Origin of the sequence: Acinetobacter sp. YH12145 (assembly GCF_013418335.1) — a bacterium.
GTDB classification, from domain to species: Bacteria; Pseudomonadota; Gammaproteobacteria; order Pseudomonadales; family Moraxellaceae; genus Acinetobacter; species Acinetobacter amyesii.
This window is the reverse complement of record NZ_VPCE01000016.1, coordinates 46,107-69,550: the sequence shown is the minus strand read 5'-3', so window position 1 is coordinate 69,550 and position 23,444 is coordinate 46,107. Positions and strand designations below refer to the sequence as shown.

At 39.9% G+C, this 23,444-nt stretch carries 21 protein-coding genes and 2 tRNA genes; 15 read left to right on the top strand and 8 right to left on the bottom strand.

From position 1 onward, the window contains the following. Nucleotides 1-448: 448 nt before the first annotated feature. The 4 genes from FTU80_RS14670 (at nt 449) to FTU80_RS14655 (ending at nt 2,989) form a co-directional block, all read left to right on the top strand. Nucleotides 449-1,147 carry a 3'-5' exonuclease gene (locus FTU80_RS14670; protein WP_180085840.1) on the top strand — a complete coding sequence of 233 codons (699 nt, stop codon included), beginning with the start codon at nt 449-451 and terminating at the stop codon, nt 1,145-1,147. Nucleotides 1,148-1,235: 88 nt separating this feature from the next. After that, nucleotides 1,236-1,955 (top strand): hypothetical protein, encoded by a 720-nt coding sequence (locus FTU80_RS14665; protein WP_180085838.1) that lies wholly within the window; start codon nt 1,236-1,238, stop codon nt 1,953-1,955. Between the two features lie 217 nt (nt 1,956-2,172). After that, on the top strand, nt 2,173-2,529 hold the full coding sequence (locus FTU80_RS14660) for a hypothetical protein (RefSeq protein ID WP_078189130.1): 357 nt from the start codon (nt 2,173-2,175) through the stop codon (nt 2,527-2,529). A 166-nt stretch (nt 2,530-2,695) separates the two neighbouring features. After that, nucleotides 2,696-2,989, top strand: coding sequence for a hypothetical protein (locus tag FTU80_RS14655; RefSeq protein WP_078192906.1), 294 nt, complete (start codon nt 2,696-2,698; stop codon nt 2,987-2,989). 61 nt (nt 2,990-3,050) lie between these two features. Here FTU80_RS14655 and FTU80_RS14650 read toward each other — a convergent pair whose 3' ends face one another. The 7 genes from FTU80_RS14650 to lldP form a co-directional block, all read right to left on the bottom strand. Further along, nucleotides 3,051-3,263, bottom strand: coding sequence for a hypothetical protein (locus tag FTU80_RS14650; protein ID WP_111885766.1), 213 nt, complete (start codon nt 3,261-3,263; stop codon nt 3,051-3,053). Nucleotides 3,264-3,963: 700 nt separating this feature from the next. Beyond that, nucleotides 3,964-4,053 (bottom strand) — tRNA-Ser (locus tag FTU80_RS14645). 87 nt (nt 4,054-4,140) lie between these two features. Then, nucleotides 4,141-6,177, bottom strand: a complete 2,037-nt coding sequence (locus FTU80_RS14640) for an NADPH-dependent 2,4-dienoyl-CoA reductase (protein WP_180085836.1) — start codon at nt 6,175-6,177, stop codon at nt 4,141-4,143. A gap of 182 nt (nt 6,178-6,359) precedes the next feature. Then, entirely contained in the window at nt 6,360-8,051 is a 1,692-nt protein-coding gene (gene dld / locus FTU80_RS14635; protein ID WP_180085854.1) for a D-lactate dehydrogenase, read from the bottom strand. A 318-nt stretch (nt 8,052-8,369) separates the two neighbouring features. Continuing rightward, complete coding sequence (lldD, locus tag FTU80_RS14630; protein ID WP_180085834.1) at nt 8,370-9,524, bottom strand: FMN-dependent L-lactate dehydrogenase LldD; 1,155 nt, start codon at nt 9,522-9,524, stop codon at nt 8,370-8,372. Nucleotides 9,525-9,526: 2 nt separating this feature from the next. Next, nucleotides 9,527-10,270, bottom strand: coding sequence for a transcriptional regulator LldR (lldR, locus tag FTU80_RS14625; protein WP_078189144.1), 744 nt, complete (start codon nt 10,268-10,270; stop codon nt 9,527-9,529). A 32-nt stretch (nt 10,271-10,302) separates the two neighbouring features. After that, complete coding sequence (gene lldP / locus FTU80_RS14620) at nt 10,303-11,970, bottom strand: L-lactate permease (RefSeq protein WP_180085832.1); 1,668 nt, start codon at nt 11,968-11,970, stop codon at nt 10,303-10,305. Between the two features lie 618 nt (nt 11,971-12,588). Here lldP and argG point away from each other — a divergent pair. After that, nucleotides 12,589-13,932, top strand: a complete 1,344-nt coding sequence (gene argG, locus FTU80_RS14615; RefSeq protein ID WP_180085830.1) for an argininosuccinate synthase — start codon at nt 12,589-12,591, stop codon at nt 13,930-13,932. Nucleotides 13,933-14,014: 82 nt separating this feature from the next. On the opposite strand, the gene FTU80_RS14610 is transcribed toward argG, so the two are convergent. Beyond that, nucleotides 14,015-15,271: a diguanylate cyclase gene (locus FTU80_RS14610; protein ID WP_180085828.1), complete on the bottom strand. Its 1,257-nt coding sequence runs from the start codon at nt 15,269-15,271 to the stop codon at nt 14,015-14,017. Between the two features lie 151 nt (nt 15,272-15,422). Here FTU80_RS14610 and pyrC point away from each other — a divergent pair, with 151 nt between their 5' ends. The 10 genes from pyrC (at nt 15,423) to FTU80_RS14565 (ending at nt 23,380) form a co-directional block, all read left to right on the top strand. Then, a complete protein-coding gene (pyrC, locus tag FTU80_RS14605; RefSeq protein WP_078192914.1) occupies nt 15,423-16,457 on the top strand; it encodes a dihydroorotase in 1,035 nt (344 codons plus the stop codon). After that, nucleotides 16,442-17,101, top strand: coding sequence for a ribonuclease T (rnt, locus tag FTU80_RS14600; protein ID WP_078192915.1), 660 nt, complete (start codon nt 16,442-16,444; stop codon nt 17,099-17,101). The genes pyrC and rnt overlap by 16 nt, the downstream gene beginning before the upstream one ends. A gap of 20 nt (nt 17,102-17,121) precedes the next feature. Beyond that, nucleotides 17,122-17,197: transfer RNA gene (locus FTU80_RS14595), tRNA-Glu, on the top strand. Nucleotides 17,198-17,398: 201 nt separating this feature from the next. Beyond that, nucleotides 17,399-18,133 (top strand): Plug domain-containing protein, encoded by a 735-nt coding sequence (locus tag FTU80_RS16455; RefSeq protein WP_257221558.1) that lies wholly within the window; start codon nt 17,399-17,401, stop codon nt 18,131-18,133. A 47-nt stretch (nt 18,134-18,180) separates the two neighbouring features. Beyond that, a complete protein-coding gene (locus FTU80_RS14590; protein WP_257221555.1) occupies nt 18,181-19,941 on the top strand; it encodes a hypothetical protein in 1,761 nt (586 codons plus the stop codon). A gap of 60 nt (nt 19,942-20,001) precedes the next feature. Continuing rightward, complete coding sequence (locus FTU80_RS14585) at nt 20,002-20,838, top strand: hypothetical protein (RefSeq protein WP_180085826.1); 837 nt, start codon at nt 20,002-20,004, stop codon at nt 20,836-20,838. Further along, entirely contained in the window at nt 20,835-21,098 is a 264-nt protein-coding gene (locus tag FTU80_RS14580; RefSeq protein WP_180085824.1) for a hypothetical protein, read from the top strand. Before FTU80_RS14585 ends, FTU80_RS14580 begins: the two co-directional genes overlap by 4 nt. After that, nucleotides 21,091-21,603, top strand: a complete 513-nt coding sequence (locus FTU80_RS14575) for a hypothetical protein (RefSeq protein ID WP_180085823.1) — start codon at nt 21,091-21,093, stop codon at nt 21,601-21,603. Before FTU80_RS14580 ends, FTU80_RS14575 begins: the two co-directional genes overlap by 8 nt. 65 nt (nt 21,604-21,668) lie before the next feature. Next, nucleotides 21,669-21,821: a hypothetical protein gene (locus FTU80_RS14570; protein WP_180085821.1), complete on the top strand. Its 153-nt coding sequence runs from the start codon at nt 21,669-21,671 to the stop codon at nt 21,819-21,821. 128 nt (nt 21,822-21,949) lie between these two features. Then, entirely contained in the window at nt 21,950-23,380 is a 1,431-nt protein-coding gene (locus tag FTU80_RS14565) for an amino acid permease (protein WP_180026815.1), read from the top strand. Nucleotides 23,381-23,444: the final 64 nt, after the last annotated feature.

The following is a 23,444-nucleotide window of genomic DNA, read 5'->3' as shown; positions in this document are numbered from 1 at the left end:
AAATACATCAGCCACCCCGATCTCAGAAAAATGGCTGAACTTATATTTCTGATCATTGGATACAGATTGGGCTATTTTTCGGAGGTTAAAGCAAAATGTAAAATCAACAAAAATGCTGTACCCCCTGCCAACTACACAAACATATGCACAAAAGTAAAGCCGAAAAACCACCATGCCATTGATCGTGAACATACTCTAGTGCTTAATCCACTTAGCGACATTTTTGGATATCACGATGGACAAAAGCCTTTAAAATAAGTCGATTTAGAAGATGGTTTAGCTTTATCCCGCTGTAAAGTTTTATTTCGGCAGATGCGATAAAAGCAGATTATTTAAACACTGCGCAGCCATCTTCATAATATTCCTACAAATAATCACAGCATGGGTTTGTCAGTGTGGATGTGATCATGTACATTCATAAACATTATTCAACATGCTGGAACTGGACATGCAAGCCATCATTCTCGACACAGAAACCCATACACTAAATGGACAACCCATCGAGATTGCCTATGCTCCAATTCAGGTGGCAGATGCCAAAATCACCTTAGATAAATCTAAAATTTTTGATCAACTATATCGTTGTGATGAAGCTATTTCTTTTGCAGCGATGGCTGTTCATCATATTTTAGAATCAGATCTTGAAGGTCAGCCCCACTACAGCAGTTTTGAACTCCCATCAGAGACGACATATATCATTGGGCATAATATCGACTACGATATTCGAGCGCTCGAAAAATGCGGTGTAGATAGTTCAAAAATCAAAGCCATTTGTACCCTTGCGCTAGCTCGTCGTGTTTGGCCTGATGCAGAAGCTCATAATATTTCTGCCTTGATATATATGATCACCAAAGGCAGTGAAAAAGCCCGTGAAATGATCCGTAAAGCTCACCGCGCAGATATGGATATTATTTTAACTGCCAATATTTTGATGCATATTGTGCATCACTTAAAAATCAACAGCATCGAAGACTTATACGAAGCTTCGGAAGATGCTCGCATTCCACGCAGTATTAATTTTGGTAAACACCGTGGTACCGCAATTGCAGAATTACCTGCGGACTATGTGCAATGGCTATTACGTCAAGATGACTTAGACCCTTATTTGCGTAAAGCTTTAGAAAACTCTGCTGTCATTACTCTATAAATCATTGATTGTTTAATATTTTCTTAATATTACTGTCATTATCACTGCATAGGATTGCCTTAATTCTTTTGAGCTATGGAATTAAGACATGTTCAACTATCAAAAAACTGAGCTGGGTTTTCAAACTTTAAAAGACCGACAGCTCGCATTAAATGCAAGACAACGTCGTCTGCTACTCTTAATTGGTAGTGATGACTTTAACCAAATGCCAGTGCATTATCAGCAGCGGATTGCTGAAGTGTCCTTGCTCGAGCAACTGATGGAACTTGGGCTGATTCAGCCAATTACAGCACATGATCATCAACGCCTTCAAAAATCCGATTTTTCTGCTTTTAATACACCTAAAATAGCGTCAACAAAGACATCCGATCGCATAGCGCAAGAAAATGTCACACTTGATAAAATTTCAATGCCAACGATGGAAGTTCCTCATACTCATTCACAGCACGAAATAACTGACTCCCTGCCAATGGATGCAATTGGCTTTATACCCCATCAATTTAATCAAGCCATACCTGAAAACATAACATCAAACAACCCTGTATTAGCAGAACAAATCATTGATTTCATCGAACATGATTTTGATGAGTTACAGAATTTTATGTGCAGTTACTTACAGCGTTATTGTGGACTGATGGCAAAAAAATTAATACTTAATATTCAACAGGCCACGGACATTGCAGAATTAAAAGCCTGTCAGATGCAATGGATCACCTGTCTAAATGAATCCAATATTCAACCTAAACTCTTACAACATGCATTACAGCAAATTAATTACAGTCTAAAAAATCTACAACAACTGGTTTAACTTAGAGACTTTTCCTCACTTCTCATTCAAAAAACAACTTAATGAGGTGAGTAATTCTTCACAAATATCAATATAAGGAATTGAATTTTATTAACTTTATCGATTCACTTATTTCTTTTATGGTTTTAACTGCTGTTTTATACGACCTTCCCCTAATGTCAATCAACAGTAAAAAATCGCAAGAATAAAACCGATCTCCTAGCGTTTGAGCATGTCAATGTCACAACAGTTTTGTTTAGAATTTGATTCTTTCGATAATCCTATGCAACTCAGCAAAATTGGCAATTGGGTGTTTACATTCTTAACCTCACCAGACGAATTGCCCGATGTTCAATTGGCCATTACCTATGTCATGCCACGAAAAATTAGTGACGAATTACAACCTCGACGTGTGGTCATTCAAAATACAGCCATTGAAACAATTTGGCGTATAGAACAAGTTGAATGCTTCAACAGCCAAACGAACCAAGAACTCACCTTTACAGCAGCGGAACCTCAAGCTCAATTGGTTTTAAACAGTATCATTGAAGAATTTGCCCGTTATGATGTCCCATTGGTATTCAAGCCGCTTTAATTTAAAGCGAATTCCAACTTATTTTTCATAAAGATTTAAGCTGTCTCAATGATTTAACCAAAGTTAGCTAGATAGACATTAAATGAAAAATAATCCATACAGATTATTGTTGCTCAATTCATATACACTATTCCTGCTCAATAATTTTTGACCATGGATAATAAAAATGAATTTAGCCAATTATTCTAATGATCAGGCACTCATCCTTTTCAACCTATATAGCAGCCTTGAACAATGTCTAGATGCGATTGGACATCTGCACCTTGGACCAAAACTAGTGCTGACCGACCATGATGTATCAAAAGATCATATGATCGTGCAACGTTTTCAAGCTGGAGTTTTAACTCAAGAAATTCAAGTGCGTAAACAAGACGTTGAACTGTCTTCTAGCAATCCGATGACGCGATATCAGTTACTCTCTTATATTTTGAATCAATTTAAAGTAGATCAAACAACTTAAATTTTTAACTCTAAAATAAAAAAAAACTCACCATAAGGTGAGTTTTTTTTATTCATTCAATTTAAGCTTCTAAAAGCTTGTAAATACTGTCCGATTTTTGACTTTCAAAAAGTAGTTCGATACTGGGTAGGATGATTTCACCTGCAATAATGATATGTTCAATGCGATGAAACAGCCCTCTTGAATCTTCTTCTGAAGGGTTACGCACCAAAGCTTGTGCTTCATAAACCTGACTAAATTGGTCCTTTACCTTTATGTCAATCATCTGTGTCATGGTAATGTCTCTACTTGTTTTAATAATTGCATTTTTTATATCACATCTTTACACAACAACTTGCTTTGTAAATGTTAGATTTCATGGCAATGTAAACTTATTTTACTTTAGTAACTATATATCAATAACATAGGTTGACTATTTAATTATTGTTTGACAAAAGCACTATATTTTCAAATCTAAAATGGCATTAAAAAGCCCGCATCGCTGCGGGCTCTATGTTGGAAGGCTAGTGCTGATTTATTGTCTGCAATATCTTAAGACTAAAATATTACGAAACTCAACGAGCTGTCATTGATCCGTCCAACTTATTGGTAGCGTCGTTTTATGACCTACCGTGATTTAAATATAGCACTTTCAATTCTCTTGCCAAGCCTTGCTAACACTTCAAAACAATTGATCAAATAAAATACAATTGATATTTTTTCAAAATAAGCGATCATAGCTCTGCCCAATGCTTGTGAAAGATTTAAATAAATAGGCCATTAAAAATAAATTCAACACTATCAATCTATAAACATTCTTTTCTCTTACTTTTAATTCTACCTTAGACAACCCTTGTATTAATTTCTGACCTGAATTTTAAGTCTGATATTCATTTTTAACAGTCCTTAAAAATACTATTAAGTAAGGTTGCCGTCTCAAATTAAAATCTAAAACAAAAAAAGCCCCTGTATCACTACAGGGGCTTTTTTGAATTTGGCGGAAGCGGTGAGATTCGAACTCACGGAGGACTCGCGCCCTCGTCGGTTTTCAAGACCGGTGCATTAAACCGCTCTGCCACGCTTCCATGTGCGCCATAATACGGAGGTTTTATTCATCTGACAAGTAAAAATTACAACTAAACCCTTCAAATGAATATTGTTTCGCCAAATCCTTAAAGTTTAGCCGCGAGCTCCGCACCTTCACGTATTGCGCGTTTTGCATCTAACTCTGCTGCTAGTTTTGCGCCACCAATAATATGGTAATTGGCAAGGGTTTTCTCACCCTGTTCTGGCATCAAATGCTTCACCGATTCCTGACCTGCACAAACGACGATTGTATCTACACGTAATAATTGATCATGCCCTGCATGTTCAACCCAAAGACCTTCATCAGTAATGGCTTTGTATTGAACACCACGCAGCATACGAACCGCATTTTTCTTTAATTGTGCACGGTGTACCCAACCTGATGTTTTACCTAACCCTGCACCAAGTGCAGTTGTTTTACGTTGTAATAAATAAATTTCTCGAACAGGAGGTTCGATCTCAGCAGCCTGCATACCGCCTTCTGTTACATAGTTCGGATTCGGATCGACACCCCACTCTCGCTGCCAATCCGCTAAAGGCATTGGTTGTGGCTGATGTGGCGGTTTGAGTAAAAATTCAGATACATCAAAGCCAATACCGCCTGCACCAATCACAGCAACTTTATTGCCCACAGCAGCGCCTTTCAGCACTTCTGCATAAGACAAGACATTCGGTGCATCACTACCTTCAATTTTTAAGCTGCGAGGAACCACACCTGTTGCAATAACAACTTCCTCAAACCCTTCACGTTCAAGTTGTTCACGGTTTACACGCGTGTTTAAACGCAGATCGACACCCGTTTTTTCGATTTGAACTTTAAAGTAGCGAATCGTTTCGTGAAATTCTTCTTTGCCGGGAACGACTTTCGCCAAATTAAATTGACCACCAACCTCTGCACCAGCTTCAAATAAAGTCACCGCATGGCCTCGGCTTGCTGCAACCGTTGCAGCAGACATGCCTGCCACACCACCACCGACGACTGCAATGCGCTTCGGTTTTTTGGTCTTTAAATAAACCAATTCTGTTTCATATGCCGCTCGTGGATTGACCAAACACGTCGCACGCTGATTTTTAAAAGTATGATCTAAACAGGCTTGGTTACAGGCAATACACGTATTAATTTCATCGACACGATTGGTCGCAGTTTTATTCACCCAAAATGGATCTGCCAAGAATGGACGTGCCATTTGCACCATATCTGCCTTGCCTGAAGCCAAAATTTCTTCAGCTGTATCTGGCATATTGATACGGTTTGACGCAATGACAGGTATCGCAACATGTTTTTTGACTTCAGCGGTATAATCCACAAATGCCGCACGCGGAACTGAAGTTACAATTGTCGGAATACGTGCTTCATGCCAGCCAATCCCCGTGTTCAACAACGTCACACCTGCTGCTTCCAAAGCTTTGGCAACAGTAATGACTTCAGCCATGGTGTTCCCATCATGGACCAAATCAAGCAATGACAAACGGAAGCAGATAATAAATTTCTCACCCACTTCAGCACGTATCGATTTCACAATATCAACCGCAAGACGCATACGATTTTCAATCTCGCCGCCCCAACGGTCAGTCCGTTGGTTGACATGACGACTTAAAAATTGATTCAGCAAATAGCCTTCTGAACCCATGATTTCAACACCGTCATAGCCCGCTTTTTGAGCTAAGCTTGCGCAGCGTACATAGTCGTCTATCGTGTCTAAAATCTGTTTATCACTCAATTGACGCGGTTTAAAAGGTGAAATCGGAGATTTTATCGGACTCGCTGACACTGCAAAAGGCTGATAGCCATAACGCCCAGCATGCAAGATTTGCATTAAAATTTTGGCACCATGCTTATGTACTGCATGGGTCACCAAGCGATGTGGAGCAATATCACCTAACGTATTCATGGTACCGCCAGCAGGTAACAGCCAACCTTGGCGGTTTGGAGAAATACCGCCTGTAATAATCAGGCCGACACCACCTTTAGCACGCTCACCAAAATAAGCTGCCAATTTAGGATAGTTATAAAAACGATCTTCCAGCCCACTATGCATGGACCCCATCACGACACGGTTTTTAATCGTGGTAAAACCCAAATGTAAAGGCTTTAAAATATTTGCATAGCTAGTCGTTGTCATGCTGAATCCTTATTTTGGCTTTGCAACTTGTTGCATAACACTTTAGCGGTTTTTTTATATTTTGGGATGACAATTTAGAAAATATTCTTCGCCTTTATGGTCAATACCTCCGGATATATTAATCCTTTAACCATAAAAAAAGCCGTGTACTTTCACATCACGGCATGTTGTTTTTTAAAGCATTATTTCCAGTTTTTCAGCTTGCTGGTTTGTCCAATCCCCACATTAAAGCTATTAGTCGGATCCAGCTTTTGATAATGATTTTTTAATGCAGGCTTGGCCACATACAAATGCCCAACATTGTGTTCCGCAGGATATTCAGCGCCACGATCATCGAGTAAATGCCACATTGCATGTTCCATTGCCAAAGGATCTACACCTTTTTTCACAATATAATCTTGATGAAACACATGGCAGAGGAAATGACCATAATAGAGTTTATGGATAATTTGCTCATCCATGGCTTTCGGTAAAGTTTCCACCCATTCTCGATCATTGCGACGTAATGCAATATCCAGTGCAACAATGTCTTCCACTTCTGAACGATGCGTGTCACGATATCGAATGGCAGCACCTGCCACCGCAAAGCGATGTAAAAAAGCCTTACGTCCTTCTTCATCCGTACATTTAAAATAATTGCCTGAGGTTTTGTCTAAAAAATACGTTTTCAAATACGCATCAACTTGATCAACATCCTGATTTTCAATACGAATCATCAAATGATGTTCATATAAATCACGGAATTCATTCATCCGTTTTGGCAGATGATTCGGCATAAATTTAGTAACGAGTTGTAAAATTTTATCTGACAAACCTCGAAAGCCCAGTTTTTCTAAATAGCCATCGACTTTATCTTTCATGGCAAAAGCAGCAGGAACTTTTGCGGTGCCGAATTTTTCAATAAATACAAAAGAATCTTTGCCATATTCAGCCCCAATATCGTATGCCTTGCGATGAATGTACTCACCCGCAATCGGGAGGCGTGCAAGATCTTTTAATAGAAAACGACGAATTTCTGTTAAATCATCTTGCGAATTGGTTCCCACATAAAACACCTGACTAGGAATTTTTTCAAAGGTATCTAAGCGTACTGCAAAGACGCAGACCTTACCTGCTGAACCTGATGCTTCAAATAGTCGACTCGGATCTGCATTAAAGCGTGCAGGCGTATTTTCATCGACTTGTTTAACGTCATGTGAGTAGCGTTGATCTGATGCACAGCAACTAGAATTATTCACAATGTCATTGATTTGATATTTTTTATTTTCTAGCGCTGTGAGGATTTCTTCAGGCGTATTGCCAAGATTGACACCTAAATGATTGATCAGCTCCAATTCACCTGAGTCATTTACTTGTGCATACAGTGCAAGCTCTGTATAGGCAGGACCGCGGCGTACCAAAGCGCCCCCTGAGTTATTGCACACGCCGCCCAAAACCGATGCGCCAATACAAGAAGAACCAATCACCGAATGTGGTTCCCGATTAAATGGCAGCAAATCTTTTTCAAGCTTGTCTAATGTCGCACCTGGTAAGCAAATTACTTGTTGACCTTCATTAATCACTTGGATGCCAACCAAACGACGTGTACTTATCAGCACCACAGGACGGTCATAGTCATCACCAAACGGCGTTGAACCACCTGTCAGACCTGTATTGGCGGCTTGCATAATCACAATACAATTTGCATCCACAGCCGCTTGCAGCACTTGCCATTGCTCAAGCAAAGAGCCCGGTGTAACCACAGCTAAGACCTTTCCTGCACCATAACGACGACCTTGGCGGTATAAACGTGTGTCTTTATCTTCAGTTAAAACGTGTTGCTTACCTACGATGTTGATAAAGTTTTGAATGGTTTGTGATGATTGACTTTGCATGCTCGTAGAATTTTCCATTTTCATTATTTTCTCTTATCGCCAAAGAGGAATTGCATTGTTATGCAATAAAAAAATATTGATTTAAATAATTTAAACAACGTAGGTTTATTTGCACATATCAAAAGTTTTTAGTCATTGTTATTAAAATCTATAATGAATATCCCTTCTCCCTTTGGGATGAGTAGCAATGCTACGCAAGAGGGTTAGGAGAATTATTCAATAAATAACTCTCCCTAACCCTCTCCTTCAAGGAGAGGGAACTTTCATTGCTAATTTTTTTTATGACGAATAACTTTCCCAAGAGATCTATTCAAAAAATCACCCAGCCAACTCTTTCTCTAACTTCACCAAACAATCAGATGTAATATCCGCAATGGTTTTTGCACCTGTTAAGGTCATCGCAACACGCATTTCTTTATCAATCAGTTCTAGAAGATTGGAAACACCCTCACCACCTGCTGCGCCGAGTGCATAAACAAATGCGCGACCGAGCATACAGGTATCTGCACCCAAAGCCAGCATACGCACCACATCTAAACCATTTCGAATACCGGAGTCCGCAAGAATTTTAATATCGCCTTTTACTGCATCTGCAATTGGCGGTATTGCACGCGCTGATGATAAAACCCCATCGAGCTGACGGCCACCATGGTTTGACACCACGATGCCATCTGCACCAAAACGCACAGCATCTTTGGCATCTTCAGGGTCAAGGATGCCTTTAATGACCATCGGTCCATCCCAAAATTCACGAATCCACTCAAGATCTTTCCATGAAATTGATGGGTCAAAGTTATTACCCAACCAGCCGATATAATCTTCTAAACCTGTTGGTTTGCCCAAGTATTTTGAAATATTCCCTAAGTCATGCGGACGACCTAATAAACCCACATTCCACGCCCAGTGTGGGTGGAAACACGACTGCATATAACGGCGCATGGCTGCATTTGGCCCGCTCATCCCTGAGTGCGCATCACGGTAACGCGCGCCCGGAACAGGCATATCCACGGTAAACACTAAAGTTGAACAGCCTGCAGCTTTGGCACGTTCTAAGGCATTTTTCATAAAGCCACGGTCACGTAGCACATATAACTGAAACCACATGGGACGCTGAATCGCTGGCGCCACCTCTTCAATAGGACATACTGAAACGGTAGACAGCGTAAATGGAATGCCCTTTTTATCTGCGGCTACTGCTGCTTGAACTTCGCCGCGGCGTGCATACATTCCTGTTAAACCCACAGGTGATAAAGCCACAGGCATCGATAAGGTTTCATTAAACAGTTTGGTTTCTAAACTCAGCTGTGACATGTCATTCAGCACACGTTGACGCAACGCTATTTTTGATAAATCTTCTACATTACGCTTTAAGGTATATTCGGCATACGCCCCGCCATCGATGTAATGAAATAAAAATGGCGGTAAACGACGACGTGCCGCTTCACGATAGTCATTGGCAGAAGAAATAATCATGCTTATATCCTGTTTAATCGACTGGCACGCTGACGACGAGCTTCTTCTTCATCAATCATACGCACCTGTTGTACTACAAACTCAATGTGTCCACAGACTGCTTTACGTGCAGCTTCAGGATCACGACGTTCAATTGCATTCATGACTTGAAAGTGCTGATCATGCAATTGATCAAATCGGTGTGCTTCGCTATAAACTTTTCGACGACCTAATACGACATTAAATTGCAACAGATCAAATAGACCACGCATCATCTGAATCAACACTAAATTATGTGATGCTTCAGCAATTGCTAAATGAAATTTGGCATCTGCACGCGCTGCTTCATCGTCATTGCCTAAAGCCTGAAAATGATTGATCTGATCATAATAATGTCGGATATGTGCCAAGTCCTCTGCTGTAGCACGTTGTGCCGCATACCATGCGGTACCACCTTCCAAAATAATGCGCGCCTCCTGCACATCAAAACGGTAGGCAGGGTCTTCACTAATCAAACTGCTGATGGGCTGCACAATTTGATAACTCGACCAAGTCGCTGGTAATTGCTTTAAAAAAGTCCCCGCACCGACTTTACTGACCAACACGCCCATGCTGGTCAATTGAGAAATCGCTTCGCGCAAAGAGGTGCGTGAGACGCCTAGTTGTTCACACAGTTTCCGTTCAGCAGGCAGACGATCTCCAACTTGCATATTGCTTTCTTCAATCAATACACGAAGACTTTGAACAGTTTTATCAGAGACTTTCATCTGCTTTCCTTAACGTTGTTACACAATGCGTGTTATGGAATCATCCAAGGGAACACATAAGCTTGTAGGGTGATTAAAATCCCCATCATGATTGTGAACGTTATACTGTGTTTTACGGTAAAACGGAATAAATCCGACTCTTTACCTACCAATCCAACTGCCGCACATGCAATTGCAATTGACTGCGGAGAAATCATTTTTCCAGTCACACCACCACTGGTATTGGCAGCAACGAGTAATACTTCTGGCACACCAATTTGCTGTGCAGTAGTTGCCTGTAATGCAGCAAATAGTGCATTGGCTGACGTATCTGAACCCGTTAGAAATACACCAAGCCATCCTAAAAATGGCGAGAAGAAAGTAAAGGCTTGACCTGTATGCGCAAGTGCTAATGCCAATGTTGCTGACATCCCTGAATAGTTGGCTATAAATGCAAAAGCCAAGACCATCCCAATCGAATAAATTGGAATTTTTAATTCATTAATGGTTTCACCAAAGGTCACTATCGCGTCTTTCGGCTTCATTTTTAAGAAAATAATGGTAATGATCGCAGCAATGACAATTGCCGTACCTGTTGCCGAAAACCAATCAAATTTATAGATGGCATCGTAGTCCTTCATTTCAGGTACGACAGGTGGCATCTTTTGAACCAATTGATGTAAAAATGGCACTTTGATCGAAATAACCATGTCATGCAGCGCGCCATCTTTGGTAAATAAATCCTTAAACGGTTTAATACTCCAGATCGTAACCATCACCGTTAAGATCGCAAATGGCGACCACGCTTTTGCAATTTGACCTAAGCTATATTTTTGCTGTTTTTGTGCAGCAACATCTTCACTCATCGTCGCATCTTGATCTGCAAAGCGGAAAATATGTTTAGGCTGCCAATATTTAAATAAAATCGTTAATGACACTAAAGAGGCAATCGCCGCGGTAATATCGGGTAATTCAGGACCGACAAAGTTCGAGGTTAGGTACTGTGCAATCGCAAAGCTACTCGCGCCAACCACAACTGCAGGCCAAGTTTCCTTCACACCGCGCCAGCCATCCATAATCGCCATAATCCAAAACAGTACAATCGGTACCATAAATGGCAGCTGTCGACCAACCATCTGACTGATTTCCATCGTATCAACACCAGACACTTGCCCAGCAACGATAATTGGAATACCCATCGCACCAAAAGCCACTGGCGCAGTATTGACGATCAGACAAAGACCTGCCGCATATAAAGGCTTAAAGCCTAAACCTACCAATAGTGCTGCAGTAATCGCCACAGGGGCACCAAAGCCCGCCGCACCTTCGAGGAAAGTACCGAAAGCAAAGCCAACTAACAGCATCTGTAATCGTTGATCTTCAGTAATGGAAAGAATCGAAGAACGGATGATGTCAAACTGCCCTGTTTTGACTGAAATTTTATACAGGAACACCGCACCAATAATGATCCATGCAATCGGCCATAAACCATAGAAGAAACCGTAGACCATCGAAGCCAATGCCATAAGCGCAGGCATGTCATAGGCAAATAAAGACACCAAAAGTGCCAGTACAACGGTGATCGTACCTGCCACACTGCCTTTTAAACGAAATACAGCAAGCGCCAAGAAAAAAAAGATAATCGGAATGAGCGCAATTAAACTTGATATCCATATATTCCCCATTGGGTCATATATTTGCTGCCATTGAAGCATTGTCATCTCCTTGAAATGCTTACTAAGATTTAATTATTGAGCAATATCAGCATGTGGTCTTTTCTCATTGGTATGACCAAAACAAGAATCAAAGACATAAAAACTCATACTATTGCTGAAATACTCCGCAATTTTTAATTATTTCAACTCAATCATTCAAGCTTTTCTTGTTTTTGGTATGACCAATATAAAATACAAAAACATTATTTTTCCGTTTAAAAACCTCCATATCAACTTTTAAATATCTGTTTTGTATTTATTATTTACAGCTAAACTTTATAAAATATACTTTAGTCTAATAACCAAGCTTTGTTTGACCTCAGTCTCATTTCAATGGGAAGTATAAAAACCAAATCAACACCATATTGGTATGACCATTTATTTAAATCAAATAGATTTCTTTATATTTGCATCCTATTTCTTTCAGAAAATGCATTTTCCGCCTGCAAAAACTAGATAAAGTATTCAACAATAGATTTCAACGATCATTTTTTTCCACCTCATTGCTTGTATCTCATGATTTTTTAGAAAAACCCTGCAGAAAAGTGCTACAATTGCGCACATATATGTATTCTTTCAGGCCACCCATTCTCGGTGCCTATATTTATATCGTTAGGATTAACAATGACTGATAATGCAACTATCTTGCAGAATGTCCCAGTTGGCAAAAAAGTTGGTATTGCCTTCTCTGGTGGTCTAGATACTTCAGCTGCGCTTTTGTGGATGAAACAAAAAGGTGCGGAACCTTATGCTTACACAGCAAACTTAGGTCAACCTGATGAAGACGACTACGATGCGATTCCAAAAAAAGCGGAAGCGTATGGCGCAGTTAAAGCTCGCTTAGTTGATTGTCGTTTACAACTTGCTTTAGAAGGTATTGCGGCTATTCAATGTGGCGCTTTCCACATTTCAACTGGTGGTATGCCTTATTTCAACACGACTCCTCTTGGTCGTGCAGTTACAGGTACGATGCTTGTAACCGCAATGAAAGAAGATGACGTAAACATCTGGGGTGACGGTTCGACTTATAAAGGTAACGACATTGAACGTTTCTACCGTTATGGTCTATTGACTAACCCAGCACTTAAAATTTACAAACCGTGGTTAGACCAAACCTTTATTGACGAATTAGGTGGCCGTGCAGAAATGTCACAGTTCCTAATCGACAACGGTTTTGACTACAAAATGTCAAAAGAGAAAGCGTACTCAACTGACTCAAACATGTTAGGTGCGACTCACGAAGCAAAAGATCTTGAATACCTTAATGCGGGTATCAAAATCGTCGACCCAATCATGGGCGTTGCTTTCTGGAAAGATGACGTAGAAGTACAAGCTGAAGAAGTTTCTGTAACTTTCGAAGAAGGCTTCCCTGTTGCATTAAATGGCAAACGCATCGAAAACCCAGTTGAGTTCATTCTTGAAGCTAACCGTATCGGTGGTCGTCATGGTCTAGGTATGTCTGACCAAATCGAAAACCGTATCATTGAAGCAAAATCTCGTGGTATCTACGAAGCTCCGGGTATGGCACTTCTTCATATCGCTTATGAACGTTTAGTGACTGGTATTCATAACGAAGACACCATCGAACAATACCGTATTAACGGTCTGCGTTTAGGTCGTCTTCTTTACCAAGGTCGTTGGTTCGATTCTCAATCATTAATGCTTCGTGAAACTGCGCAGCGTTGGGTTGCTAAAGCAATCACTGGTACTGTGACTTTAGAACTTCGTCGTGGTAATGACTACACTATTCTAAACACTGAATCTCCTAACCTCACTTATGAAGCTGAGCGTTTAACTATGGAGAAAGGTGACTCTATGTTTAGTCCTGCTGACCGTATCGGTCAATTGACTATGCGTAACTTGGATATCACAGATACTCGCGCTAAATTAGGCATCTACACAAACTCTGGCTTACTTGCAGTAGGTACAGGTTCTGCAGTGCCTCAATTAAAAGACAAAAACAAATAAGATTTGTTGAGTCATAAAAAACCGCGCATTTTGCGCGGTTTTTTATTGCCGATTTCAGAGAAGTTCTCAATTTTATTAAACATTAAGCCACATGTGCTGAACGAATCGATTGATAGTAAATTTGATTCCGTCCGAGCTGTTTTGCACGATATAAAGCCTGATCAGCGATCGTTAATAGCTCTTCCTTGGTCAGCATCTCCGCACGATATACGGTTATTCCCAAACTGATGGTGACATGATTGGATACCAAAGATTTTGCGTGTGGAATCTCTAAACGATCAATTGCTTTATAAATATTCGAGGCAACCGCATAAGCGCCATGTGCATCGGTTTCAGGTAGTAAAACCACAAACTCTTCTCCGCCATATCGTGCCACAAAATCCATATGTCGAATGGCATTTTTAATGGTTTTGGCAATGGTTGAAATTACATCATCGCCTTTTTGATGACCGTAGAAATCGTTATAGTTTTTAAAATGATCAACATCGATAAATAGCACAGCAAGCGAGGTGTTATTACGTCGAGATTGCTCATAAAAGGTATCAAGCATTTCATCAAAAGTACGTCGGTTTGAAATCTTGGTTAATTCATCATGCTGACTTAAATGTAAAAGCTCTGTGGTATGAATACGATGGATTTTTTCACTAATATCCGCGCGCAGCATATTCAAAAATATCATCCGTTCACGCGCACAGAGCATCTTACTGATTGCAAAACCCAATACACAGCTTCCAATCAGTACACGCCCCAACACCATCACATCAAATTTCACTTCTAATGAAAAAAGCATCAACATGGTGACCACAGCAGCCAACAATCCAGACATCAACATTTGGACCGGTTTTACCCCCGTCAAAATATAGCTCAAGATGTAAATCATACAAAGGATCATCATGGCCTGATGTTTAAGTGCTTCGGTATACACGGTCATGGTGAGCCAAGACATTGAAATAACAGCCCAAAACACTACAAACATACTGGCATGTGAAAAATAAGGCTTCAGACGGTCATAACGGGCAAAGGTATATAAAGCCAAAAGACACAGCGCACCATTGAGCTGACCGACCAAACAACGAATAAAATCATGCACAAAATGCTGTTGATTAATTATCCAGTAATCTCCGGGAATGATCAGCATCGTGAGCACAAAGTAGATCAACACTCCCATCCAAAAAAAATGACGTATGTTGGTTTGCGCACGATCGAGGCTTAAAGTCCAAAATTGAGTTTCCAGTTTTTTAGGAAACATTTCCCCTACACGACGGGTTTGCCGTGTAATCAGTTCCTCTATTTTTTCTTTATCGTATTGCAACTTTGCAAGGTTATACTTGTATTCCATTTCCAAGCATTTATCTAATTCTTTTAGTCATTTAAAAATACCACAGTTTTATTCTATATTTATATCTGTTCAGTCATTTGTACAGAAATCTCGTTACCATTTTCACATTATTTGCATTATCATTTGTTTTATTTCCAAGCTTGGAATCGCTGTGAACACGATTACTCTTCTTCAGCCAGATGATTGGCATGCACATTTACGTGACGGTCTAGCCCTAAAGCGTACAGTTCCTGATTTAGCACAACAATTCTCTCGCGCGATTTGTATGCCAAATACCGTACCACCGGTAAAAACCGTTGAAGAAGCAAATGCATACCGTGAACGTATCATGGCAAATGTTCCTGAAGGCGTTCACTTTGACCCGCGCATGGTGCTCTATTTCACAGACAACACCCCAGCGAGTGAAGTTAAAAAAATTAAAGAATCTGAGCATGTTAATGCCATCAAGCTCTATCCAGCAGGTGCAACCACGAACTCAGACAGTGGTGTCAGCGACATTAGTAAAGTCTATGGTGTGATTGAGCAACTCGAAGAGCACCAAGTGCCATTACTCTTACATGGTGAAGTGACCCATAACCATGTCGATATTTTTGACCGTGAAAAACGTTTCCTAGATGAAGTGCTATCTCCACTGTTAAAACAGTTCCCTAAATTAAAATTGGTACTAGAACACATCACCACCAGTGAAGCTGCGCATTTTGTATTAGAACAAGACCGTAATGTCGCTGCGACAATCACACCACAACATTTATTATTTAACCGTAATGATATGTTGGTGGGTGGTATTAAACCGCATTTCTATTGCTTACCGATTTTAAAACGTCAAACCCATCAGCAAACTTTGCTCGAAGTCGCGACCAGTGCGAACCCTAAATTTTTCTTAGGTACAGACAGTGCGCCGCACTCAAAAAATGCTAAAGAAAATGCATGTGGCTGTGCAGGATGTTATAGTGCACCAACAGCAATTGAGCTATACGCTCAAGCATTTGATCAAGTCGGTAAAATCGACCGTTTAGAAGGTTTTGCAAGCCACTTTGGTGCAGACTTCTACGGACTCCCTCGAAATACCAATACCATTACCTTGGTAAAAGAAGATCAAGTGATCCCTGAAAGTTTAGACTACTTGGATGGCGAAAAAATTATTCCGTTGTATGCGGGTAAGACCATCCAATGGAGAAAAGTGTGACAGATGAAACTCGACCAGTCATTGGTCAACGTTTCCGTGGATTCTTACCTGTTGTAGTCGATGTCGAAACAGCAGGTTTTAATTCACAGACCGATGCCTTACTGGAAATAGCAGCTATTCCTATTGTGTATGATGCAGAAGGTAATTTTGTACCGGGTGAAGCCCACCATGCACATATCAATCCGTTTGAAGGTGCCAACCTTGACCGTCGTTCACTGGATTTTATTGGTGTAGATCCATTTAATCCGATGCGTATGGCCATGGCTGAAGATGAGAAATCAGCATTAAAACGTATTTTTAAGTCAGTGAATGAAGTACGTCGTCAACAAAACTGCACTCATGCTGTTTTAGTTGGTCACAATGCACATTTTGATTTAGGGTTTGTACAGGCAGCTATTGCACGTACAGGGACAAAAAATCAAAATCCTTTCCATAGTTTTTCCGTATTCGATACAGTGACTTTGAGCGCTGTAATGTTTGGACAAACTGTGCTGGCAAAATCATGTATTCAAGCAGGTATTGAGTTTGATGGTAAAGAAGCACACTCTGCACTTTACGATACTCAGAAGACCGCTGAACTGTTCTGCTATATTTTGAACAAACTCGGCCCTCACCTACTTGACACTATGATGGCGGATCAATAAGATACCGCCATCTTCTAAACGTCCCTATCGTCTAGAGGCCTAGGACATCGCCCTTTCACGGCGGTAACCGGGGTTCGAATCCCCGTAGGGACGCCAATTCTTATTCAGACTTTCTCCAAGCTGAATATTCAAGTCTATTGAATACATATCACCATCTCTCCTGATTATTCAAAATTTTCATTGAATTTGTTGTGTATTAAAAAATCACTTATTGCAAATAATTCTCATTTCTATTGATTATTCTTGTAAAGTTAATGATAATCGCTATCGTTTTTATCTGCATAATTGTTGACAGCCATGCGCTTTGCCTATTCTCCCCTTAATATCGCAATTTTGACTGCTTTAGCATCTCAAACGTATGCAAATGAAAGCCAGATCTCCGAAGAAATCAAAACCAATACGGTGTCGATGACACCTATTGAGGTTGAAGTCAAAGCCAAGCAAGAAGTAGGTAAAACCGTCTACACCAAAGAAGATTTAGAAAAAACGCCGAATAGCTCAAAAAATATCACAGACTTTTTAAAAGTTAATCCAAATGTGCAGTTTAGCAATGATCATCTTGCTGCCAGCTCACAAGCAGACTTAAAAGCAGCAGAAATATCAATTCACGGCGCTCAATCATTCCAAAATAAATTTATTATTAATGGCGTGAGCAATACCAATATATTAGACCCAATGGGTTCGGGGGATGTCACTAATGGACTAGTCTCTGGGGGCTCACAAGGGATCGCGATCAATACAGATTTGCTCTGTAAATTAGAAGTTTTAGACAATAATGTCAGTGCTAAATATGGCAGCTTCACAGGCGGTGTGATTCAGGCGGATACATGTGCGCCTAAAACCGAAATTGGTCAAGTTCATGGCAGCGTGACTTATGACTATACCGAAAGTGATTGGAATCGTTATCATCTCAAAACCGATGCTGACAAAGCACTTTTGAAGGTGATTCAACACAATCAAACCAAAAGGAATATACCCGTCAAGGCATCAGTGCCAATGTATACAGTAAACTTTCCGAAGTTTATGGCATAAATCTATATGCTTCTCAAAGAAGCTCAGAACTGCCTGTATACAGTGGTTTGCCCTCACCTGACATCATTAAACAAAAGAAATTAAACACCAACATTGGTGCAACACTTTTTGCAAATACCAATTCTGATACATCGATCAAACTCGGCTTTAACTTAGGCGATTTAGAAAATAATAGCTATGCTGAGAAACGTCGTAATTCATACAGTACAACCAACAATGAATCGGCATTGATCTTTGCTGAAATAGCTAAGGACTACCAATGGGGTAAATTAAACCAAAAATTAAATTATCAAAACATTGATAATTCACGTGTTAATGAAGCAGATATTGGTATTAATTGGCTGTATGCCGCAGGCAGTAAAGACTGGAACAACACTGAAAAAGTTTGGGAAGGCGCATCTTCAGCAGACATTGATTTAAAACAATCGACTGTCAATTATGAAATCGATAGTGTTTTTAACACTTTTAAACTGGCAGACACACAGCATCAAATCAGTACCGGTTTTGCTTACCATTATGATGAAGTTCAATGGGAACGTACCAAAGACTTCTCTACTTTCTACGGCGTTACTTCAGGCAATGCTAAAAACCTGTATGACCTCGAAGGCGGACAATGTCAAATCAATGACCCACTTTGTGATGAAAATACAACTGCTCCTTTTATAAACAATAAAGTTCCTACAGTGTTCCAAGGACAATATTTCAAAAAAGGAAGTTTATATCGTGCCGGTGAATTTAATAAAAAATATCAACAAGCTTCAATTTATGTAGAAGATGATATTCGCTGGAATAATATAAGAGCACGTTTAGGACTTCGTGCAGATTATGATGAATCAAATAATCACCTGAATTTTGCACCGCGTACCAATATTAGTTACAAACCTTTCAGTAATGATACTTTAACCTTAGTTTCAGGTTGGAACCGCTATTATAGCGCTCCGACGTATATGACTGATTTAAGACAGTCCTTATCTGATTTAAATTTTGAAGTAACTCGCGCAGATCAAAATTCACAATGGATTGAATCCGAAAGCTCAGGTTCGCAAGATACACGTAAAAAAAACCTAAAAACACCTTATGCAGATGAGTTTGTGATTGGTCTTAGTAGCGAATTCAAAAATGCTTATTTCGCTTTAAAATGGGTCAATCGCCAATATAAAGATGAAATTTCGAGAAATAAAACCTCTATTCCCCACAATGGGTTTAACTTTTCTTATGAATATGGAAACAGCGGTTACGGCGAGAATGACACCGTAACCTTTGAACTCGAGACACTTGAACCGTTAGAATTCTTGGGTACACAGCATAATTTAGGTTTAGCAGTGAATTACACTGACTCTTACCGCAGCACCCCTGATTACACAGAGAATCTAACTGAGGAAGACTTATATAAGTTAATTTCTTATGATGGAAAAATTATGCATTTTGGCGATAAGCCTGCATCAAATTATAATCAGCCCATCACAGCACGTTTCACTTGGGATATTGGCTTTGATGCAGTTCCTGTAAAAATTTCTAACTTCTTTAGCTATAAAGATACCTATGAGCAAGTGCTGACTGCCAGCAGTGCGGACAAAGTGATTCATGATGGTGTAAAAATTGATACTTATACCCTTCAAGATGTGAAACCTCGTTTTAGTTGGGATATGCGTACCACCTATGATTGGAAAATCTCGAAAGATTATTCAGCTGTATTAGGGCTAACAATAAATAATATTACCAACCGTAACAATCTCTATGTAAGTGGTAGCAAACTATATTCCGAAATAGGACGACAGTTCATTGCTGATGTCACATTTAAATTTTAAACTTTCCCCTATCAAGCGCGCCTCAAAACGCGCTTGATTCATTTTTAAATAGACTAAAACATGAAAAAAATAATCTTACTCTTTGGCCTGTGCCTTGTATCTCTCGGTATCTTCATCTACATTTTTAGACCAGAAGCCAGCCTACCGATAAATCATTCAAATAATGTTGAGCACGATGCCAATCATACAAATCAAACAGCATTGAATGATGACCAAAAATCTTCTATTCCCGAAACCAACGATCATGACTCTCAAATACAAGCGAAAAAAACCAAAAAATTGAGCGAAGAAGCAATACAGTATTACCGAACAGCAAGCAAATACGGTTGGGAATATGCCGTTCTTGATTTCGAAAATGGAACCATTCTAAAAAGTAAAATGCCTAAAGGGGAAAAAGAAAAACTTTGCGAAATTGCATTGAGTCAAAGCACTGCCGATCAAACCAAACGCTTATTTAAAGCAAATTGCAAACCACTCAATGGCCGTTCATCCTCTATGATTATTAATGGCGCATTAACCAATGCAGAAGGCAAAATAGATCAAAACGAAATCATTGAAAAATTAAAATTCTACAAATCGGAAAATGTTTTACAAACTCACGTTACGTATAAATTTGGCCCGTATGAAGAAAAAAGCTCTTTGCAATCTAACGCAATTGGTTGGGGACTTGAAGTCGTTTCTGATTATTTGCTGAGTATTGGTGTCGATTACACGGGCGTGGATGGTAATTTAATTTTAGACAATATCAAAGGCCGTAACCCTTCTGTGAGTTTGGTTCAAAAACTACTGAATGCAGGAATCGAGCCCAATAGTAGCGTATATAAACAAATAGAACAGAATGACTTTTCCACCAAACATCCTGATGTTTACAATTTATTAAAAGCACGTAAACCATGAAAAACATCGTTATTACCAGCTGCCTGCTAATGAGTATGCATTGCTTTGCAAATGCTCCAGTGCCACAAAATCACGCTACCAATGCACCATCAGTGAAAAACATTCAAGACTTTAAAGAGATCAAAGGGATGACAAATGATGCATCTCGTTATTATAAATTTATAAACATATATGGTTGGTCAGCCATAGTGCAGGAATTTGAAAATAAAAATATTCAAAACAGTAAAATGAAAAATAAAGAAGTTAAAAAAAATGTGTGACACAGCGCATCTTGTACTTCCACTTCAAGATATCAAGCGACTGATTGCTGCTAATTGCAAACCTAGCTCTAACGATGTCACTTTTAATACCATCAATAGGACTTTAAAAAATGGCGATGGTTCTATTAATGAACAAGAAATTATTGCCAAGTTAGAATTTTATAATGCATTAGGATTATTAAAAACACATCAAACATACGGCCGTGGCTATCGTGCAGACACATATAATTTACTCTACAAAGCTGCCGGTTTTGGTTTGCCTGATGTTTTTGATTATCTCCTGAATATCGGACTCACAGTAAAATATACCGATGGTAACTTACTAAATACACATTTTGATGGTCGCTCCCCTCAACTCGCTTTAACCCAAAAAATTTTAAAACTGGGTGTCGAGCCAAATGCCTCAACCATTACGATCATGCAACAACGGAACTTTAGAAAACACTACCCTGACATCTACCAAGTCATCCTGTCCAATCTAGAACAGAAAAACCGTAAACTTTAATTAATTACAGCCTGACTGGTTTTGTTTATACTTCAGCTTGATCTATTTTGATGTAAGAACACCCTATGTTTAAAAAGTTGCTCTTGGTTTTAGCCATCTTATTTCCATCTGCACTCTATCTGTATATTGTGAGCCGCGATGACAACAAAGCCCCTGTAGCTGAACAAATTCAAGTACCTGCAACTTCCGAAGCCGAGTATCAAACTCCTGACCATTAATCCAATGGTCAGTGCTAAAGATTTAAATTTTAGATCAGTATTATCACATTATAAGAAAAATTCGATTTATCAATCATTTCACTGCATTCAATCATAAAATATACCTTTCGTTCAATTTTCATTTCACTATGCAATCTCCCTCTGAACCTTCGCAACACTCGTCTGCTGAAGGTAAAAGCCCATCGCTTAAACGTGCGATGACGACTCGACACCTTGTGATGCTCTCACTTGGTGGTGCAATTGGTACTGGTTTGTTTATGGGTTCAGGTGAAGTTATTTCACAAGCTGGGCCTTTGGGCGCTGTACTTGCCTACATTATTGGCGGTTTGATTGCCTACATGGTCATGCTCTGTTTGGGTGAACTTGCCGTACATTTACCTGTTTCTGGCTCTTTTGGTGCTTTTGCGACAAATTATATTGGCCCGGGTACCGGTTATATGGTGTCTTGGATGTACTGGTTGGGCTGGTCTGCCACCTTAGGTACAGAATTTACTGCGGCGGCTATTTTGATGCAGGAATGGTTTCCACAAACCTCTATTTGGTTATGGACACTGATCTTCGCTGCGGGTGTACTGATTTCTAATTTAAGCTCTACACGCGCATTCGCAGAGTCAGAATTTTGGTTATCCATGGTGAAAGTTGCAACAGTGTTGATTTTCATCATCCTTGGTTTTGCCTGCATCTTTGGTTTCGTACCTTTCCAAGGCTATGAATCAGCTCCAATGTTCCACAATTTGACAGAACATGGTTGGCTGCCAAATGGTTTGTTCCCTCTGTTTGCCACGCTATTGATCGTGAACTTTGCCTTTAATGGTACGGAGATGATTGGTATCGCTGCAGGTGAAACTGAAAACCCTGAAAAGAATGTGCCTAAAGCCATTCATGCTGCGGTATGGCGCTTAATCATTTTCTTTGTCGGCACTATTATCGTCATCAGTTCACTGTTGACCTATACCGATGCAGGTTTAAATGTCGGCGGACATGGCGGCTTAAGTAGTAGCCCATTCGTTTCCGTATTTAACCTGATGGGCATTCCCTATGCAGAAGACTTAATTCGTTTCGTCATTATTACGGCTTTACTGTCTACAGCTAACTCTGGTTTATATGCTGCATCACGTATGATGTGGGCGCTGTCCGCACAAAAACAATTACCACGCGCTTTCGGCAAATTAAGCAAAACTGGTGTGCCTTATATTGCTGTATTGGTCACTATGATCGGTGGTTTACCGGGTCTATTGTCAGAACAATTTGGGGCAGATGTCATCTTCAAGAACTTGATGGGGGTTGCTGCCTTCACCATGGTGATCGTCTGGATGAGTATTTGCTGGAGTCAATTTAACTTCCGTCGCCAATGGCTGAAACAAGGTCATAGCGTTTCAGAGCTTAAATTCCGTACACCATGGTTCCCGCTGGTTCCAATTCTTGGCTTTGTCTGCTGTACCGCAACAGGTTTAAGTATGGCTGCAGATCCTGAAATGCTTTCTGGCTTTATTGGCTGCCTGATCTTTATGGCGGCATGTTATGCAGGTTATTATTGGTTATATCATAATCAAGATTAAGCTGATTTAATGATTAATCTTTAAAGCGAATCCAAAGCCATTGGGTTCGCTTTTTTATTTTCAC

Bases quoted from the DNA above. Each gene is read 5' to 3' on its own strand.
- FTU80_RS14670 (WP_180085840.1), top strand. From the start codon at position 449: ATGCAAGCCATCATTCTCGACACAGAAACCCATACACTAAATGGACAA.
- FTU80_RS14665 (WP_180085838.1), top strand. From the start codon at position 1,236: ATGTTCAACTATCAAAAAACTGAGCTGGGTTTTCAAACTTTAAAAGAC.
- FTU80_RS14660 (WP_078189130.1), top strand. From the start codon at position 2,173: ATGTCACAACAGTTTTGTTTAGAATTTGATTCTTTCGATAATCCTATG.
- FTU80_RS14655 (WP_078192906.1), top strand. From the start codon at position 2,696: ATGAATTTAGCCAATTATTCTAATGATCAGGCACTCATCCTTTTCAAC.
- FTU80_RS14650 (WP_111885766.1), bottom strand. From the start codon at position 3,263: ATGACACAGATGATTGACATAAAGGTAAAGGACCAATTTAGTCAGGTT.
- FTU80_RS14640 (WP_180085836.1), bottom strand. From the start codon at position 6,177: ATGACAACGACTAGCTATGCAAATATTTTAAAGCCTTTACATTTGGGT.
- dld (WP_180085854.1), bottom strand. From the start codon at position 8,051: ATGCAAAGTCAATCATCACAAACCATTCAAAACTTTATCAACATCGTA.
- lldD (WP_180085834.1), bottom strand. From the start codon at position 9,524: ATGATTATTTCTTCTGCCAATGACTATCGTGAAGCGGCACGTCGTCGT.
- lldR (WP_078189144.1), bottom strand. From the start codon at position 10,270: ATGAAAGTCTCTGATAAAACTGTTCAAAGTCTTCGTGTATTGATTGAA.
- lldP (WP_180085832.1), bottom strand. From the start codon at position 11,970: ATGACAATGCTTCAATGGCAGCAAATATATGACCCAATGGGGAATATA.
- argG (WP_180085830.1), top strand. From the start codon at position 12,589: ATGACTGATAATGCAACTATCTTGCAGAATGTCCCAGTTGGCAAAAAA.
- FTU80_RS14610 (WP_180085828.1), bottom strand. From the start codon at position 15,271: ATGGAATACAAGTATAACCTTGCAAAGTTGCAATACGATAAAGAAAAA.
- rnt (WP_078192915.1), top strand. From the start codon at position 16,442: ATGGAGAAAAGTGTGACAGATGAAACTCGACCAGTCATTGGTCAACGT.
- FTU80_RS16455 (WP_257221558.1), top strand. From the start codon at position 17,399: ATGCGCTTTGCCTATTCTCCCCTTAATATCGCAATTTTGACTGCTTTA.
- FTU80_RS14585 (WP_180085826.1), top strand. From the start codon at position 20,002: ATGAAAAAAATAATCTTACTCTTTGGCCTGTGCCTTGTATCTCTCGGT.
- FTU80_RS14580 (WP_180085824.1), top strand. From the start codon at position 20,835: ATGAAAAACATCGTTATTACCAGCTGCCTGCTAATGAGTATGCATTGC.
- FTU80_RS14575 (WP_180085823.1), top strand. From the start codon at position 21,091: ATGTGTGACACAGCGCATCTTGTACTTCCACTTCAAGATATCAAGCGA.
- FTU80_RS14570 (WP_180085821.1), top strand. From the start codon at position 21,669: ATGTTTAAAAAGTTGCTCTTGGTTTTAGCCATCTTATTTCCATCTGCA.
- FTU80_RS14565 (WP_180026815.1), top strand. From the start codon at position 21,950: ATGCAATCTCCCTCTGAACCTTCGCAACACTCGTCTGCTGAAGGTAAA.